The 17,029-nt window shown below is 31.5% G+C and carries 18 protein-coding genes; 10 read left to right on the top strand and 8 right to left on the bottom strand.

The genetic code is table 11. From position 1 onward, the window contains the following. The 4 genes from AAEO58_RS07130 to AAEO58_RS07115 form a co-directional block, all read left to right on the top strand. A partial coding sequence (locus AAEO58_RS07130; protein WP_423972056.1) for a T9SS type B sorting domain-containing protein occupies positions 1 to 1,600 on the top strand: 1,600 nt, incomplete at its 5' end. A 28-nt stretch (positions 1,601 to 1,628) separates the two neighbouring features. After that, complete coding sequence (locus tag AAEO58_RS07125) at positions 1,629 to 2,534, top strand: PorP/SprF family type IX secretion system membrane protein (protein ID WP_341682817.1); 906 nt, start codon at positions 1,629 to 1,631, stop codon at positions 2,532 to 2,534. Positions 2,535 to 2,545: 11 nt separating this feature from the next. Then, a complete protein-coding gene (locus AAEO58_RS07120) occupies positions 2,546 to 4,453 on the top strand; it encodes an OmpA family protein (RefSeq protein ID WP_341682816.1) in 1,908 nt (635 codons plus the stop codon). 143 nt (positions 4,454 to 4,596) lie between these two features. Further along, on the top strand, positions 4,597 to 5,205 hold the full coding sequence (locus AAEO58_RS07115) for a hypothetical protein (RefSeq protein WP_341682815.1): 609 nt from the start codon (positions 4,597 to 4,599) through the stop codon (positions 5,203 to 5,205). 99 nt (positions 5,206 to 5,304) lie between these two features. On the opposite strand, the gene AAEO58_RS07110 is transcribed toward AAEO58_RS07115, so the two are convergent. Then, positions 5,305 to 5,796: a CAP domain-containing protein gene (locus AAEO58_RS07110; RefSeq protein WP_341682814.1), complete on the bottom strand. Its 492-nt coding sequence runs from the start codon at positions 5,794 to 5,796 to the stop codon at positions 5,305 to 5,307. 238 nt (positions 5,797 to 6,034) lie between these two features. Next, complete coding sequence (gene pdxH, locus AAEO58_RS07105; protein WP_341682813.1) at positions 6,035 to 6,679, bottom strand: pyridoxamine 5'-phosphate oxidase; 645 nt, start codon at positions 6,677 to 6,679, stop codon at positions 6,035 to 6,037. Between the two features lie 122 nt (positions 6,680 to 6,801). On the opposite strand from pdxH, the gene AAEO58_RS07100 reads away from it, so the two are divergent. Genes AAEO58_RS07100 through AAEO58_RS07090 form a run of 3 tightly spaced genes read left to right on the top strand, consistent with a single transcriptional unit; the run spans position 6,802 to position 8,259 of the window. Next, positions 6,802 to 7,344: an RNA polymerase sigma factor gene (locus AAEO58_RS07100; protein WP_133607103.1), complete on the top strand. Its 543-nt coding sequence runs from the start codon at positions 6,802 to 6,804 to the stop codon at positions 7,342 to 7,344. A gap of 30 nt (positions 7,345 to 7,374) precedes the next feature. Beyond that, complete coding sequence (locus tag AAEO58_RS07095; RefSeq protein WP_341682812.1) at positions 7,375 to 7,797, top strand: hypothetical protein; 423 nt, start codon at positions 7,375 to 7,377, stop codon at positions 7,795 to 7,797. Positions 7,798 to 7,809: 12 nt separating this feature from the next. Further along, entirely contained in the window at positions 7,810 to 8,259 is a 450-nt protein-coding gene (locus AAEO58_RS07090) for a sensor of ECF-type sigma factor (protein ID WP_133607107.1), read from the top strand. A gap of 44 nt (positions 8,260 to 8,303) precedes the next feature. Here AAEO58_RS07090 and AAEO58_RS07085 read toward each other — a convergent pair whose 3' ends face one another. After that, positions 8,304 to 9,326, bottom strand: a complete 1,023-nt coding sequence (locus AAEO58_RS07085; protein ID WP_341682811.1) for a WD40/YVTN/BNR-like repeat-containing protein — start codon at positions 9,324 to 9,326, stop codon at positions 8,304 to 8,306. Positions 9,327 to 9,482: 156 nt separating this feature from the next. Here AAEO58_RS07085 and AAEO58_RS07080 point away from each other — a divergent pair, with 156 nt between their 5' ends. From AAEO58_RS07080 to AAEO58_RS07070, 3 genes are all read left to right on the top strand, one after another. Further along, complete coding sequence (locus AAEO58_RS07080) at positions 9,483 to 10,646, top strand: hypothetical protein (protein WP_341682810.1); 1,164 nt, start codon at positions 9,483 to 9,485, stop codon at positions 10,644 to 10,646. Between the two features lie 73 nt (positions 10,647 to 10,719). Beyond that, entirely contained in the window at positions 10,720 to 11,937 is a 1,218-nt protein-coding gene (locus AAEO58_RS07075) for an RsmB/NOP family class I SAM-dependent RNA methyltransferase (protein WP_341682809.1), read from the top strand. 3 nt (positions 11,938 to 11,940) lie between these two features. Beyond that, entirely contained in the window at positions 11,941 to 13,050 is a 1,110-nt protein-coding gene (locus AAEO58_RS07070) for an endonuclease (protein ID WP_341682808.1), read from the top strand. 118 nt (positions 13,051 to 13,168) lie between these two features. On the opposite strand, the gene AAEO58_RS07065 is transcribed toward AAEO58_RS07070, so the two are convergent. The 5 genes from AAEO58_RS07065 to AAEO58_RS07045 form a co-directional block, all read right to left on the bottom strand. Next, positions 13,169 to 13,870, bottom strand: coding sequence for a sulfite exporter TauE/SafE family protein (locus AAEO58_RS07065; RefSeq protein WP_341682807.1), 702 nt, complete (start codon positions 13,868 to 13,870; stop codon positions 13,169 to 13,171). Further along, positions 13,870 to 14,316, bottom strand: coding sequence for a FixH family protein (locus AAEO58_RS07060; protein ID WP_341682806.1), 447 nt, complete (start codon positions 14,314 to 14,316; stop codon positions 13,870 to 13,872). Before AAEO58_RS07060 ends, AAEO58_RS07065 begins: the two co-directional genes overlap by 1 nt. A gap of 20 nt (positions 14,317 to 14,336) precedes the next feature. Continuing rightward, complete coding sequence (gene ccoG, locus AAEO58_RS07055) at positions 14,337 to 15,755, bottom strand: cytochrome c oxidase accessory protein CcoG (RefSeq protein ID WP_341682805.1); 1,419 nt, start codon at positions 15,753 to 15,755, stop codon at positions 14,337 to 14,339. A gap of 65 nt (positions 15,756 to 15,820) precedes the next feature. Next, entirely contained in the window at positions 15,821 to 16,765 is a 945-nt protein-coding gene (locus AAEO58_RS07050) for a cbb3-type cytochrome c oxidase N-terminal domain-containing protein (protein ID WP_341682804.1), read from the bottom strand. A gap of 88 nt (positions 16,766 to 16,853) precedes the next feature. After that, positions 16,854 to 17,024: a CcoQ/FixQ family Cbb3-type cytochrome c oxidase assembly chaperone gene (locus AAEO58_RS07045; RefSeq protein WP_133607121.1), complete on the bottom strand. Its 171-nt coding sequence runs from the start codon at positions 17,022 to 17,024 to the stop codon at positions 16,854 to 16,856. Between the last annotated feature and the right edge of the window lie 5 nt (positions 17,025 to 17,029).

The following is a 17,029-nucleotide window of genomic DNA, read 5'->3' as shown; positions in this document are numbered from 1 at the left end:
TACTTTCACGGATTGTGAAGGAAATACGCACAATTGGGTACATACTTTCACTATTGAACATAGCGATTTCACAATGCCAGAAAACACTGCTTCAACTGTAGCGTGTGCTGCGGATATTGTAGCACCTTTTGTTCCTGTGGTAACAGATAATTGTGATAATGTGTTAGTAGCTTCGGTTCCTGCTATTTCTGCATCTCCAACTTGTGAAGGAAATGTAACCTATACCTATACTTTCACGGATTGTGAAGGAAACACACATAATTGGGTACATACTTTCACTATTGACGATACAAGTCCTCCAACAGGAATTGCACCATCTGATATTTTAGATTTACAATGTACTTCAGAAATACCTCTTGCAGACATTAATTTAGTAACTAATGTAGCCGATAATTGCGGAGGAACAGTTACAATATCTGTTTCAGAAACAAATAATGAAGGAAGCGGTTGTAATGGCAATCCTTTAATTATAACAAGAACTTACACATTAACAGATTGTAGTGGTTTAGCAACTAATTTAATTCAAACAATTAGAGTTGAAGACAATACAGCTCCAATCTTTACAAGTGAATTACCTCAAAACATTTCTGTTTCTTGTGACGCAATTCCAAATCCTGCAAATATGTCGGGTTCAGATAATTGTGGTGAAGTAACTATAACTGTTTTAGATACAATCGACAGAGAAGTATCGGAATGTGAAGGAGAATATATCATCAGCAGAACTTGGACCATAACTGATAGTTGTAATAACAGCTCAAATTATACCCAAACTATAACTGTTTTTGACAATACTCCTCCTATTTTAATTACACCTTTAGATGCTCAAATAAGTGCTTTATGTTCTGAAATTCCAGAAATTCCACAATTAGTTTTTACTGATAATTGTTCAGGAATTCAAGATGTAGTTTATAACGAAACTTCTACTATCATTTCAATTTACGCTTATGTAATTGTACGTGAATGGGTTGCTTCAGATAATTGTGGAAACGAAGCTAGCTTTACTCAAACAATTAACGTAAGTGTTGAAGAACCTTTTGATGCAATTCCTTTCGCAATTTGTATTGAAGAAAATCCAATAGATTTATTTACTATATTAGACGATTCAATTCCTACAACTGGAACATGGATAGAAGTTACTAGTTCTGGTGGATTAACAGGCAGTATTTTTAATCCTTCAAATGTAACTTTAGGTTATTACACCTTAAGATACATAGTGGAATTAGAAGATAATGCTTGTCCAATGATTTATGAAATTTACTTAAACATAAATGACGATTGTGTGGTGTTACCAGCTTGTGATATTACAGTTTACAATGCCGTTTCACCAAATGATGATAGCTCGAATGATTTCTTTTTCATTGACGGACTTGAATGTTATCCAAATAATACAGTAGAAATTTATAACAGATGGGGAATTTTAGTTTATGACGAAACAGGGTATGATAATAATCTTAAATCGTTCAAAGGAATATCTGAAGGTAGAAATACTGTTAATAAAAATGAACTTTTACCAGATGGAACCTATTTTTATATTCTGAAATATACAGATGAAGAAAATAAAAATCATGACCGATCAGGATATTTATACCTAAACCGTTAATTACTAAAGTAACTTAAATACGAACAAGATGAAAACGATTCTAACTATAATTTGTGCATTCATTTTACAAAGTATGTATTCTCAACAGGATTCTCAATATACTCAATATATGTACAATACACCTCTAGTTAACCCTGCTTATGCGGGTTCTAGGGAAACTATAACGGCTTTTTTACTTCACAGAAATCAATGGGTTGGATTAGAAGGTGCACCAGTAACTAACAATTTTTCTATAAATATGCCAGTTGGAGATTCAAACTTTGGTATAGGATTAAATTTTGTTAACGATAAAATTGGTCCAGTATCTGAAAATGAAATTTCAGCCGATTTAGCTTATTTTATTCAAGTATCTGAAAATTATAAATTGTCATTAGGTTTAAAAGGAACCGCTAATTTATTTCAATTAGACGTGAATAAATTAAGAATTTTTGATCCAGCTGACCCACAATTTCAAAATGTAGATACTGAATTTTCACCAAATGTTGGAGCTGGATTATATCTATTTTCAGATAAAACCTACTTTGGATTATCGATACCTAATTTTTTCGAATCATATCGATACAATGATAACAATGTTGAAATTACGAAAGAAAAAATGCACTTTTATTTTATTGCAGGTCATGTATTTACAATTAGTCCAAACATCGATTTTAAACCTGCTGTTTTAAGTAAAATTGTTGAAGGAGCTCCGTTACAAGCTGACGTTACTGCTAACTTTCTATTCTTCGATAAACTAACTTTAGGTGCTGCTTACAGATGGGATGCTTCCGTAAGTGCTTTAGCTGGATTTCAAATTTCAGATTCTTGGTTTATTGGATATGGTTATGATTTAGAAACTACTAAACTTGCTAATTACAATTCAGGTTCTCACGAGATATTCCTACGATATGAGGTTTTCAACAGAAGTAGAGTTTCAGCACCTCGATTCTTTTAAATTTTCCGATTATGAAAAAATTATATACATTAGTATTCGTCTTAAGTATCACAATTGGTGCTTTTGCACAAGGGTCTAAGCTAAACAAAGCGGACAAAAAATACGATAAATATTCCTATGTAGACGCAATCGAAATTTATGAAAAAGTGGCCGAAAAAGGATATAAATCGGTAGAAATATTCGAAAAATTAGGAAATGCTTATTACTTCAATGGCGAATTAGATAAGGCTTCTAAATGGTATGGCGAACTTTTTGCGTTAAATCAAGAAATCGATTCTGAATATTATTTTAGATATGCGCAAGCCTTAAAAGCAGAAGGAAATTACGAAAAATCAAATCAGTACATGGAATTATTTGCCAAGAAAACAGATGATTCTAGAGCAAAGTTATATCAACAAAATAAAGACTACTTAACTGATATTGATGCCGTTTCTGGAAAATACACTATGGATAAAACCGATGTAAATTCAGAGTTCTTTGACTATGGACCAACATTTTTTGGAAAACAAATTGTATTTACTTCTTCAAGAAGCGAAGGCAATCAGTATTCGAAAATTCACGATTGGACCAAACAAAACTTTACTGATTTATTCGTTGCTTCAATTGATAATAATGGAAAATTAGGAAGCGTAGAAAACTTTTCTAAAACCGTGAATACCAAATATAACGAGTCCTCACCTGTTTTTACAAAAGATGGAAAAACCATGTATTTTACCCGAAACAATTACAACGACGGTAAAAAGCGTAAAAGTGATGACAAAGTGATCATGGAAAAAATTTACAAAGCCGAATTAGTCAATGGCGAATGGACAAATATTAAAGAAGTTCCTTTTTCAAACGATAATTACAAAACAGCACATCCAACGTTGAGTCCAGATGAAAAAACCATGTATTTTGCTTCGGATATGCCAGGAAGTTTTGGATTTTCTGATTTGTACAAAGTATCTATCGATTCTAATGGTAAATTTGGTTCACCTGAAAATTTAGGTCCAACTATCAATACAGAAGGAAGAGAAACATTCCCATTTATTGATGCTGATAACAATTTGTTTTTCGCATCAGATGGTCATCCGGGTCTTGGTGGTTTAGATATTTTTGAAGCAAAATCAGCTAACAATTCTTTTGAAAAACCTGTAAATGTTGGAAAACCATTAAATAGTCCAATGGATGATTTTGGCTATGTCACCAACAAAGATGGTTTAGGATTTTTCTCATCCAACAGAGATGGCGGAAGCGGTTTTGATGATATCTACACGTTCACCGTTTGTACACATACATTATCAGGTTTAATTACAGATGTAGATACAAAAGAAATGCTACCAAATGCTAAAGCGATATTATTTGATGATAAAATGAATCAAATTAGTGAAACTACTGCTTCAGAAAATGGCTCCTATTCCTTTAAAATTGAATGTGATAAAAAGTATTATATAAGAGTCTCAAAACAAGAATATGAAACCACAGAAAAATCATTTGGTCCTGTAAACAAAACTGGTGAATCTAAATTAGACATTGAATTAAAACGAAATATCTTCCCTATTGAAGTAGGAACCGATTTAGGCAAAGTACTTGGTGTGAGCATTATTTATTTCGATTTAGATAAATGGAATATTCGCCCAGATGCTGCAGAAGATTTAGAAAAAATCTTAGCGGTTATGAACCAATATCCAAATATGACAATTGATATTCGTTCACATACCGATAGTAGACAAACACACAAATACAACGAACAATTATCCGACAGAAGAGCAAAATCTACTTTAGAGTTTTTGGTTAAAAATGGTATCAACCGAAACCGATTAACAGCTAAAGGATATGGAGAAACACAATTGGTAAACAATTGTTCAGACGACGTTCCATGTAGCGAAGCAGAACATCAAAAAAATAGACGAAGCGAATTTATCGTACTAAAAATGTAACCCTACACACATATCTATATCATTTTTAATAAAAGCAGTTGTTCTTGTAATAGCTGCTTTTTTATGTAATAAAAGTTTTATATATTTGAATATATATATGAAAATATATATTTGTTAACAGCTATTCTCACAATTAGAGTCATATGAGAAACACAATTATTTTGGTGCTTTTAATTTTAATTCTTTCCACTGGACAAATAATGGAATTAAATTTCCCTATATCATTAAATATTTTTTTAGTTATTTTAATTTTTACTTTAATAATTTTTTGGGAGTTTTCTGTTTTAAATAAAAATTTTATATCTGACTTTAAAATTCGTAATTGTAGTAGAAAATTAAAATTTGGAAGTTTTATTAATGCACTTTTTTGGACTAGTTTAATGCTCTATGACAATAAACTGAAAAGCTTGTTTTTTATTATTCTCATTATGTGGTTGTATCCATTAATTGATATAATAATAGTTTATGTCTACAGAAAAAAGCAACCATATACTATTTTTATAAATGATAATAATTTGATTTTGAACTTGCCTTGGAAAAAAGAAAGAGATTTGTCTGAATTGACAGAGATTACATTTGATAGATTTTCTAAAAATCTAGAACTTAGTTTTAAAACAAAAAGTGATATTACAGTACAAACAAAAGAGTACAATAAGCAAGAAATTGATAAATTTATTGAAATCATTATAAGCAAAACTAAATATAATATTTCTATTCCTAAAAATTACATCTTAAGTAAAGAAAACAGTTAGTTAACTATAGCTTGCAACAATTATACTTTAATTTAAACACACAAAAAAGCAGCTATTCCTTTCAAAATAGCTGCTTTTTCTATAAACAAACATGAAATTTTATTTTTTGATGAACATATTCGTGTAGTATTTTCTACCTTGATCGTCCATTTTAATTGCGGCTCCAAAATGTGTATAATCACCTTCTAAATTCGCTTTGTGTCCTGTGCTGTTTGCCCAGGCTGTAACTGTTGCTTGTGCAGTAGAATAAGCAAAAGCTACATTCTCTCCTACTCGGTAAGCTCCTAATACTTCTTGTAAATTTGATTTTCTTTGATCAAAACCTTCATGCGTTACTGTTTGGTTAGCCAACATGTAAGCATTGTGCTCTGATGATTTGTATGAAATGTGTTCTATAATTTGTAACGGATTTAAACCTACTGAAACTCGGTAAGCGTTAACTTCGTCTAATAATTCTAATTCAATTGCGCTATGAGTATAGCTTTTAGCAGTTTCGATTGGTTCGTTTGCACTTTCGCTGTCAGACGAACAAGAAGTTAAAGATGATAAACCAATTGTTAGGGTAAAAAGAGTAATCATTAAATTTTTCATGAGTAGAGAGTTTTTAGTTGTTGTTGTGTTAATAATTACTAAAAAACCGATTAAGTGATTGATTAACAGGACAAATGTACAAAATCATCGGCAACATGCAAAAAAAATCGATGAAATGCATAAAAATTTAACGTTTTAAACATTTGGATATCAATTACTTACAACTTTACTTACAGAAATAAAAAAATCCCAAGTTGTAAAACTCAGGATTTTGTATAAAAAATCAAAATATTGATTATCAAGGAGATAATCTTTCTATTTTCCACTCATAATTGTCAGTTAATTGATAGCGAATTCTATCATGTAAACGATTAGGTCTTCCTTGCCAAAACTCCACTTCTACTGGTCGAACTAAAAAGCCTCCCCAATGTGCCGGACGCAAAATTTCTTTTCCCTCCCACTCTTTTTCTAATTGTTTTAAATTTTCTTCTAAAAACTCACGATTCGGAATTACTTCACTTTGTGGCGAAACAATCGCACCTAGTTTACTTCCATCAGGACGCGATGCAAAATAATTATCGGAAACATTCTCAGCTGTTTTTTCAGCAATTCCTTTTATAATAATCTGACGTTCCACTGTTGGCCAAAAGAAAGATAAACACACATTCGGATTATTTAAAATTGCTTTTCCTTTTTCCGAATTATAATTGGTATAAAAAATAAAACCTTCTTCATTGAATTTTTTAAGCAACACCACACGCGCTTTCGGAAATCCGTCTAAACCAATTGTTGTAATGGTCATGGCATTTACTTCATCTACAGCGTTTAAATCTTCTGCTTCATAAAACCATTTATGAAATAAGTTAATTGGATCTTCCGGAATTTGGTTTTCCAGTAATTCGCTCTTTTCGTATGATTTTCTATAATTGCTTAAATCTTTCATATTATTAACTATCGTAGTTTCTACAAAGCAAAGTTACAAAGGGAAACTTGTTTTTTTACTAAAACAAAAATTAAAATTAAACCTTTTTGAATATCTTTAGTCTTATAAACAAATATCGCATTTTGCAAGACGAAAAAGCTTTCATATCCGAATTATTAAACCCGAAAACGCAGAATGAAGCGTTTCGAAAGCTCTTGCAATTGTATCAAAAACCGTTGTATTATCATATTAGAAACATGGTTTTGAATCATGATGATGCCGATGATGTGTTACAAAACACATTTATAAAAGTATTTGGTAATCTTAAAAATTTTAAAGGCGATAGTAAATTGTATTCTTGGATGTACCGAATTGCTACTAACGAAGCTATAACTTTCATGCAACAAAGAGCAAAAAAACAAGGCATATCAAACGAAGAAGCGCAACAAAAAGCCATTAATAAATTAGAAAGTGATGTTTTTTTTGATGGAGATGACATCCAATTAAAATTACAAAAAGCAATTGCAAAATTACCTGATAAGCAACAAATGGTATTTAAAATGAGGTATTTTGAAGAAATCAAATACGAAGAAATGTCCGAAATTTTAAATACTTCGGTTGGTGCTTTAAAAGCAAGTTACCACATAGCCGCAAAGAAAATAGAAGAATTTTTACATACCAATTAAACCTTTACACAAAATTTTTGTCTAATAAATATGAAACCTTTTGACTTAGAAAATAAAAACGAAATAAAATCGGGATTTAAAGTTCCAGAAAATTACTTTGAGCAATTCGAAGCTAAAATAATGGCACAAATTCCAGTAGAAAAAGAAACGAAAGTGGTTTCCTTATTCTACAGAAAACAAGTTTGGATAAGTGCTATTGCTGCCGTATTTTTACTTGCGATTGCAATTCCTGTTTATTTCAATATGGCAAGTGAAAGTAATTTAGACGCTTCAACTATTGAAAATTATTTAGCACAACAGCAAAATGTTGGTATAACAGAATTATCAAAACACTTAACCGATGACGATATTATAGCATTAGAGAAAAATTTATCTCTAAACGAATCAAACCCTGATGCTGTTGAAGATTATCTTTCCGAATCGGAAAACTTAGATTATTATATTAACGAATAAAATTTACCCATTATGAAAACGAAAATCTTATTTCCAATTATATTTCTTTTAGTTGCTTCATTATCTTTCTCTCAAGGTTTTAAAGAAAAAAGAGAAAAAGTTAAAGCACTAAAAGTAGCTTACATTACTGAGCAATTAGAGTTGACTACAGATGAAGCTCAAAAATTTTGGCCTATTTATAATGCATTTGACGATAAGCAAGGAGAATTACGTCATGAAAAAATGAAAAGTATTTTAGACCGATTCAAACCTGGAAATGTTGAAAAATTAAGTGAAAAAGATGCTTCTAATTCATTAATACAAATGGAAAAAATTGAAGAAGATTTATTCAATTTAAAGAAGAAATTCATCAAAGATTTACAAGGTGTAATTAGTGCTAAGAAAATCATCAAACTTAAAAAAGCCGAAGAAGATTTTAATAGAGAATTATTAAAACAAATGCGCGAAAAAAGAAGAGGATAGTTATAAATTTTTAAAAAGCGTTCAGCAACAGTTGAACGCTTTTTTTATTCCATTTGAAATCGAACTAATTTATTTCTTCCTGTAGCATAAAACACTTTTTCTGATTCAAATCTGAAAGTATAAAAATCTTTATCATCAGAAAATTTTGTCCAACTTTTACCAAAATCAGTCGAATAAAACATTCCTGTTCCACCAACAGAAATTAGTTGCTTTCCTTTGCTATTTGGAACAAATTGTACACACGAAGCGTATCCAAAAGCTTCATTTTCAGAGATTAATTTCCAAGTTTTTCCACCATTTTTAGTAATGGCTTTGTTTGCCCAATTTTGGTCTTGCTTCATGTAATTTCCTCCTGCAATTATTCCGATTTTTTCATTGTAAAAGTCAGCAGTAAAAATTCCGGTCATTTCCTCACCTTGAACAATTGGCGTTTCATACACTTTCCAAGTTGCACCAAAATCCTTAGAAACAAAAACACGAGATTTCTTTCCACCCGAAACCATAAAAATCGATTTCCCTTTTATAGTTAAATTAGTATTACTGGTTGCAAAAGCGGCTTCACCTTCTGAAACTTTTGGTAAAACATCACAATTTACTTTTTGCCATGTTTTACCTCCATCATTAGTTTTTATAAATGCTAAACAGTTTTCAATTGGATCACCCATGGCAAATCCGTTTAATTCATCAACAAATTGCATACTGTCGTAAAACACTTTTTCGTGTTCTTCTTTGTACACAACTGTTTCTTCCAAGGTTTTCTTATCAATACGAATCAACATCGCCGGATTACCTACTGCTAAAATAAAAATGGCTTCTTTGGTTCCTGCAATGCTTCTAAATTCAGTATTTCTAGCAACTGATTGGACATCCTTTAGAATTGTAGTGTCTTTTTTCTTATCATAAAATCCGTAACGCCCTTTATCCATTCCCATCCACACTTTTTCATCGTCAACAAAAATGGCTCTGCAACTCAATTTAGTTTCGAGAATAACTTCCGATTTAAATTTTCCGCTTTGAGCTATTGCTGAAATACTCGTAAAAATTAGAAATAAATAAATTTTCTTCATTTGATGGGTTTTATTTTCAAATATAATGGAAATGTTTTAAAGCAAAAATATATTTTATAAATCACTAATTATCAATACCTTAAATCGTTACGAAAAACTTTGGCACAGTAATTGAATTATGAAAAGTAAAAATAAGAACCCTTAAACGAAAATATTATGAAAACTAAATTGATACATCTGAGCTTACTGGCTTCATTGACGATAGGTTCACTTTTTGCTCAAGAAAAAACTACGGTTACAGCAAAAAATTCGGATATCAGCGACAACTTAGATTTAAGAGCGGTTGCAACTGTTTTTGGAGACGCTTCTAATTTAGAAGACTTTGAAAGACGTTTAAATGATCCTAAAACACAAATTTCAAACTTAGATTTGAATAACGATAACTATGTCGATTATTTAAGAGTTATTGAAACAGTTGAAGGCAATGTACATTTAGTAGTAGTGCAAGCGGTTTTAGAAAAAGATGTTTTTCAAGATGTAGCTACTATTGAAGTTGAACGCGATAGTAATAACCGAGTTCAAGTTCAGGTTGTTGGTGATGTTTACATGTATGGAACAAATTATATCTACGAACCAGTTTATGTACACACTCCTATAATTTATAATACATTTTGGGTAGGAAACTATCGTCCGTATTATTCATCTTGGTATTGGGGTTATTATCCTAGTTATTATAGCTACTGGAATCCGTTCCCAATTTTTAGATACAGAAATCACATTCATGTTCATATCAATTTTGGTCACAGTTATCATTATGTTTCACACAGAAGATGTGCTTCGGTTTATAACAATTATTATGGAAGAAGAGGAAATGGTTACGAAAGAATGCATCCAAATCGTTCATTCGCACATAGAAATTCAGGATATTCAAACCGACATGAATTAGATTCAAGAAGAAATATCAACACGCCACGAAATAGAAGTGAAATGACTTCAAACTCACCAAGAGGAAATCGTGAAACAAGAGAATTTAACGGAACTACGCCAAGAACTAGAACAGAAACAAGTACTCCAAGAAATAACGGAACAAGAGGAAATTCTGGCACACGAGTAACAACTGAAAACAGAGGGAATTCGCCAAGAGTTACTACTGAAAACAGAGATAGAAATCAAGGTACAAGTTCAAATGGTGGCAGAGAATATTCAGAAAATAGAAGCAATACACCAAGAGAAAGAGGTACTATTTCAAGTTCAGGAAACAGAGGAAATTCTGAAACAAGAGGAAGTTCTTCAAGAGGAAACTCTCAATCTAGAAGTAGCGCTCCTCGAGGCGATTCAAACTCTAGAGAGTCAGGTTCAAGAGCTGGTGGAAGAGGATAAATATTAAAGCTGTCAAATTTGACAGCTTTTTTTATTTTTATTCGTATCTTTGCAGGCTGATTTAAAATAAATAATGAGATTACACAGAAATTTAGTATTCACTACGATAGATTCGCTTATGGCGATTTTTAATGAAGGTGAATATGCCGATAAAGTTGTTGCTAGAGCTTTGAAAAAAGACAAGCGTTGGGGAAGTCATGATAGAAAATTCGTAGCCGAAACAATTTATGAAATTGTAAGATGGAAACGTTTATACGTAGAAATAGCAGAGGTTAAAGAACCTTTTGACAGAGATAATATTTGGAGAATATTTGCTGTTTGGGCTGTATTAAGAGGTTATACCCTACCCGATTGGAAATATTTTGAAGAAACACCTGTTAGAAGAATTAAAGGAAAATTTGACGAATTAACTAAAACCAGAAAATTCAAAGAATCTATTCCAGATTGGATGGATGAATTGGGTGTTAAGGAATTAGGCGAAGAAATTTGGACCAAAGAACTTGCCGCACAAAACGAGCAAGCAAAAGTAATCTTAAGAGTAAATCGTTTAAAAACTACTAAAGAAAAATTAAGAGCTATCTTAATGGATTTGAATATTGAAACCGAGTTTCATAAAGATTATCCAGATGCTTTAATTTTGACAGAAAGAGCAAACGTATTTTTAACAGACGCTTTTAAAGACGGATTGTTTGAAGTGCAAGATGCTTCTTCTCAATTAGTCGCTTATTTCTTGGATGTAAAACCAGGAATGCGAGTTGTAGATACTTGTGCTGGTGCTGGTGGAAAAACCTTGCATTTGGCTTCTTTAATGGAAAATAAAGGACAATTAATTGCTATGGATTTATACGAAAGTAAATTGAAGCAATTGAAAATTCGTGCTAAAAGAAATGGCGCTTTCAATATTGAACCAAGAGTAATTGAAAGTACTAAAACAATAAAAAAATTACACGAAAAAGCAGATAGAGTTTTAATCGATGCACCGTGTAGTGGATTGGGAGTTTTAAAAAGAAACCCTGATAGTAAATGGAAATTACAACCCGAATTTATTGAGAACATCAAAAAAATTCAGGCAGAAGTATTAGAAAATTATTCAAAAATTGTAAAACCAGGCGGAAAGTTAGTGTATGCTACATGTTCGGTGTTACCATCAGAAAATCAAGAACAAATTAAGCATTTCTTAAGCACCGAAATTGGAAAAGAGTTTACTTTTGTTAAAGACCAAAAAGTGTTAGCGCACGAAAGTGGGTTTGACGGATTTTACATGGCATTATTAGAAAGAAAAAACAAATAGTTTATGAAAAAGAACTTTACCTTATTATTTTTAGCATTTGCAACTTTAGTTTTTGCTCAGGCTGGAGCACCAGCAACTCCATATTACAATGGTTTTAATTGGACATTGACTGGAATGAGTTTGAAAAGTGCTTTGGAAACAAAAATTCAAACCACGCATACTACAATTTTAACATATGCTCAAGCTGAACTTGCAATTGAAACTGTAGATTTAGATCCATCTGATCTTACCAATACAAATTTGTTATTATTATATGGGTTTAGCAACAATTTATGTCCTGCTTCTTCAACTGATGATAAGGACCATAGGAGAAGAGATAAATCTTTGGAAGATGCTGGTACAGCTGATCCTTGTTTATGGAATAAAGAACATACATATCCAAGAGCTCTAGGTGTTCCTCCATTGGGAACAACTGGTCCCGGAGCAGATGTACATAATTTAAGGGCAAGTGATAAAAAAAGAAATGCTGACAGAGATAATGACCGTTTTTTTGATGGTTCTGGAAATTCTTTTGAAAGTGGAATTTTATGGTATCCAGGTGATGAGTGGAAAGGTGATGTTGCTCGAATGATGATGTATATGTATTTAAGATACGGATCACAATGTTTGCCAACAGGTGTAGCACAAACTGGAATAGCAACTGCTACAAATGATAGTAATATGGTGCAATTATTTTTAGAATGGAATGCAGAAGATCCTGTTTCTCAATATGAAGATAATAGAAATACATATCTTGGAAATACTTCAAATGCTTATGCACAAGGAAATAGAAATCCTTTTATTGATAATCCTTATTTGGCAACGTTAATTTGGGGAGGACCAGTTGCAGAAAATAGATGGCCAACTGTTATTTTGTCAACTGAAGATTTTGTTTCATTAGAAAATGCATTTATTTATCCAAATCCAGCTGTCAACAACGAAGTTACAATCTCATCTGAAACGGAATTAAAATCGATTGTTTTATACAACATCAACGGACAAATTATTCAAGAAATTAAAAACCCTACGCGAGTTGATAATTCTTATAAAGTAAATAATTTATCAAGTGGATTTTATTTAGTACAAATGGCTTCTGAAAATGCGGTTGCAACTAAGAAAGTTATTGTTAACTAAGATTCAAAATATATAATAAATAGAAAAGTCTCATCAGTTGATGGGACTTTTTTTATACAATAAAAAGAGTGTTAAAGTATAAACCTTAACACTCTTTTCCCCTATTAACAAAAAATATTTAATGACAATTGGCTTCGGGTTGCACAAATAAACTCATATTACTTGGCGATAAATATGGGATATCTAACCCTAAACCTCTTATTATAAATAACATTCCAATAATAACCGCTACTAACGGTATTGCTTTTTGAATGGTTCCTCTGAATGAAAATGAAATCAATCCAGAAGCATAAACTACAGCTACCATCATAGGAATTGTTCCTAATCCGAAAAGTAGCATATACCCTATTCCTAAAGTTACATTTTGCATAGCAATTGCACCAAACAGCGCTACATAGACCATTCCACAAGGTAAAAAACCATTTAATAATCCAATAGTAAATAACGATTTATAGCTTTTGTTTTTAAATTGTTGGCCTAAACTCGATTTTACTTTTGTAATAACTTTATAAACGGGTTTTGAAAAATTATATTTTGCAAATACTTTTTCAGGAATTACGGCTACCAAAATCATCAAAATCCCAACGATAATAGATAATTGCTGTTGCATTCCTGCTAAATAAAAGCTTCTTCCTAAAAATCCGAAAACCAAACCTAAAATTCCGTAAGCGGTTAATTTTCCAATATGATAAGTGATAATTTGTGTTATTTTTTTGGCTTCATTATTTCTATCAACGGGTAACATCATAGCTATTGGACCGCACATTCCTATGCAGTGAAAACTACTAATTAACCCAAATATGAAAGCCGAATATAACATTACAATTTAAATGATTCTTTGTTTAAATATGATACACCATCGTAATTCCATTCTATAGAAATGTCCCAAAGACCGCCAGCCAAATTACTTTTAGGTATGAGCAAATGTGGACTAGATAATGAAATCGGAATTTCAAAATCTAATTTCTGACTTGACGGTCTATAAAAGGACACTTTTCCATTTATTTTTGAATAATCGAAATCTGCCGGAAACTGAATTTTAACGCCTTCCGCAGTATTTTCGATAGTAACTTTATTTGTTAATGCATTTGCATTTTCTTGTTTTTCAATATCTCCTTGAACTAATGCTTCTTTTTTGTAATAATCTTCTACTACTAGTTCGTGATCGTATTTATCATTGGATTGTACTTTGTACACATACGACAAAATAAATGTCATAAAAAGTGCAAAAGCAATAACGATTCCTGTTCCCCAATTAAATTTCATAATAGCAATTTTATATTATTTTAATTAAAATTTCTCGGTCCTTGGAAATTAGTTGATGTTTCTTCAATCAATTTATCCCCATTATATAATTCTAATTTTAGATGTACTTTTTCGTCTTTTAGTAAGTTTTCTGGAATATCAATGTATAATGTTCCACTTGCTAAACCTTGTTTTGGTACTTTAATTACTGGACTTCCTACTAATTTTATTTCACCTTTATAATTGACAATTTTAACAGTAACATTGTCAAATACTTCTTCAGTTTTATTTACTACTTTATAAGTATAGAAATTTCTAATATTTTCTCCATTATGTTGAAACAATTGTCCCGACATAGGTAAGAAATTAGCTTCTACATCATTTCGCAAGAACAACATTCCAATTAAAACTCCAATTAACAAAGTTAGAACTCCAATATAACCTTTCATTCGAGTCGTTAATTTAAACTTCTCTTTCTTCACAATTTCATCCTCACTTGCATAACGGATTAAACCTTTTGGTAATCCTACTTTATCCATAATAATGTCACATTCATCAATACAAGCGGTACAATTGATACACTCTAATTGCGTTCCGTTTCTGATATCGATTCCTGTTGGACAAACTACTACACATTGGTTACAATCAATACAATCACCATAACCTGCTGCGGTTCTATCTTCTCCGTTTCTCCATTTTTTTCTTCCGTTTGTACTTTCTCCCCTAACGTGATCGTAGGCAACATTTATGGATTTATTATCCAATAAAACACCTTGCATTCTTCCATAAGGACAAGCAATAATACAAACTTGCTCTCTAAACCAAGCGAATACAAAATAGAAAACTCCTGTGAAAATTAATAAAGCAATAAGTGTACTTAAATTATTTGCTGGACCTTCTGTAACCATTTTGATTAACTCGTCGCTGCTAATTAAATACGCTAAGAAAACATTGGCAATGAAGAATGAAAAAATAAAAAAGATAATCCATTTCGTAACTCTTTTTCTTATTTTTTCAGCATCCCACTTTTGTTTTGCTAATCGTATTTGTGCACCTCTATCGCCATCAATCCAATATTCGATACGTCTGAAAACCATTTCCATAAAAATAGTTTGCGGACAAAACCAACCACAAAAAATACGTCCGAAAGCCACGGTAAATAAGGTTAACCCTACTACTCCAACAATCATTGAAATTACAAACAAATGAAAATCTTGAGGCCAAAATGCAAATCCGAAAATACTAAAACGTCTTTCTAAGACATTGAACATTAAAAATTGATTCCCATTAACTTTTATGAATGGTGAAGCAATTAAAAACACCAAAAGAAAATAACTTAATAGTTTTCTTTTTTCATAAAATGGTCCAGAAGGTTTTTTAGGATGGATAAAATTTCTTTTACCTTCGGCATTAATGGTAGATATGGTATCTCTAAAACTTTCGTCTGGTAAATTTGACATGATACTTTTATTTTTAGTTTAAAAAAGGTTTTGAGAACTTCCCAAAACCTTTTTTTACTAGCTTATTATTTTTTTGCAGGTTCTGCAACTTTTGTTGAATCTACAACAGCTTCCGCTGCTGGTTTAGCTTCTGCAGTTTCTTTCCAAACTTCTCCCTCAGCTGCTTTTGCACCAGCTGGTTTAGTTCCTTGTAATGTTAAAATATAACTTGATACACTTTGAATATCTGTAGAAGATAGGTTTCCTTTCCAAGCTACCATTGAAGGGTTGTTTTTACTACCTTCAGAGATTAACTTGAAGATGTTTTTAATTCCTCCACCGTTAATCCAATGTTCATCTGTTAAGTTTGGTCCTACTAAACCTCCACCATCTGCTTTATGGCAGGCTGCACAAGCATTTGTGAAAATTTCTTTTCCTTTAGCTAAACTTGTAGCATCAGTTACAGCAACTACTGTTTCATAACTTACTTCATCTGCAGCGCTTTTTGGTAATTTAGATTTCTCTAATTCGGCTAATGCAATTTCGTTTTTAAATTCTTGTTCTTGATCGTATTCGTTCATCACGTGGAAACGAACCATATAAACCAATGCAAAAATAATTGTACCATAGAATAAATATACCCACCATGGTGGTAACACATTGTCTAACTCTTTGATACCATCGTAATCGTGGTCTAACATAATATCTTCTTCTCTTTCCATTTCTTTAGAACGAGTCAATTTACTTACTATGTTTTGATACCATTTACTTTCTGTAAAAGAAACTGATTGAGCATTTGCTAATTGTTGCTTTTGTTCGTCTGTTAATAAATGATAGGTAACTTTATCAACAGCATCGATTACGATTTCGATAGCTATCAATAAAAACAGGAATACTCCTAAAAACAAAGCTACCATAGGAAACTTTATAAATGCTGGCTTGTCTCCTGAATCGATAAAATATTCCAATGCTGCAAAAACGACTGCAAACAGTAGTGGAACTCTTACGTATGATGGAATTAATTTTTTCATATGTAGAAAATTTTGATGTTATGAGAACCTGAACAACCATAAAATAAAGCTTTATGGTTGTATCAGCTTCAGTAAATTATAATTATGACTATTCGTCGTTTAATGGCATTTCGCTAATTTCTTTGATTTTTTCTTTGCTGTAAGTAAATGCCCAAACTGTGAACAATACAAACGCTGTAAAGAAAATGGTCAATGAAATGATTGGATAAATTTCTACTCCCGTTATGGTTTCTAAATTATGTTTAATGAACTTTAGCATAATTA

Source organism: Flavobacterium helocola (assembly GCF_038289885.1).
Lineage (GTDB): Bacteria > Bacteroidota > Bacteroidia > Flavobacteriales > Flavobacteriaceae > Flavobacterium > Flavobacterium cheniae.
The sequence above is the reverse complement of the archived record's forward strand: the minus strand, read 5'-3'. Positions and strand labels throughout refer to the sequence as shown.

Bases quoted from the DNA above. Each gene is read 5' to 3' on its own strand.
- AAEO58_RS07125 (WP_341682817.1), top strand. From the start codon at position 1,629: ATGAAAACGATTCTAACTATAATTTGTGCATTCATTTTACAAAGTATG.
- AAEO58_RS07120 (WP_341682816.1), top strand. From the start codon at position 2,546: ATGAAAAAATTATATACATTAGTATTCGTCTTAAGTATCACAATTGGT.
- AAEO58_RS07115 (WP_341682815.1), top strand. From the start codon at position 4,597: ATGAGAAACACAATTATTTTGGTGCTTTTAATTTTAATTCTTTCCACT.
- AAEO58_RS07110 (WP_341682814.1), bottom strand. From the start codon at position 5,796: ATGAAAAATTTAATGATTACTCTTTTTACCCTAACAATTGGTTTATCA.
- pdxH (WP_341682813.1), bottom strand. From the start codon at position 6,679: ATGAAAGATTTAAGCAATTATAGAAAATCATACGAAAAGAGCGAATTA.
- AAEO58_RS07095 (WP_341682812.1), top strand. From the start codon at position 7,375: ATGAAACCTTTTGACTTAGAAAATAAAAACGAAATAAAATCGGGATTT.
- AAEO58_RS07090 (WP_133607107.1), top strand. From the start codon at position 7,810: ATGAAAACGAAAATCTTATTTCCAATTATATTTCTTTTAGTTGCTTCA.
- AAEO58_RS07085 (WP_341682811.1), bottom strand. From the start codon at position 9,326: ATGAAGAAAATTTATTTATTTCTAATTTTTACGAGTATTTCAGCAATA.
- AAEO58_RS07080 (WP_341682810.1), top strand. From the start codon at position 9,483: ATGAAAACTAAATTGATACATCTGAGCTTACTGGCTTCATTGACGATA.
- AAEO58_RS07075 (WP_341682809.1), top strand. From the start codon at position 10,720: ATGAGATTACACAGAAATTTAGTATTCACTACGATAGATTCGCTTATG.
- AAEO58_RS07070 (WP_341682808.1), top strand. From the start codon at position 11,941: ATGAAAAAGAACTTTACCTTATTATTTTTAGCATTTGCAACTTTAGTT.
- AAEO58_RS07065 (WP_341682807.1), bottom strand. From the start codon at position 13,870: ATGTTATATTCGGCTTTCATATTTGGGTTAATTAGTAGTTTTCACTGC.
- AAEO58_RS07060 (WP_341682806.1), bottom strand. From the start codon at position 14,316: ATGAAATTTAATTGGGGAACAGGAATCGTTATTGCTTTTGCACTTTTT.
- ccoG (WP_341682805.1), bottom strand. From the start codon at position 15,755: ATGTCAAATTTACCAGACGAAAGTTTTAGAGATACCATATCTACCATT.
- AAEO58_RS07050 (WP_341682804.1), bottom strand. From the start codon at position 16,765: ATGAAAAAATTAATTCCATCATACGTAAGAGTTCCACTACTGTTTGCA.
- AAEO58_RS07045 (WP_133607121.1), bottom strand. From the start codon at position 17,024: ATGCTAAAGTTCATTAAACATAATTTAGAAACCATAACGGGAGTAGAA.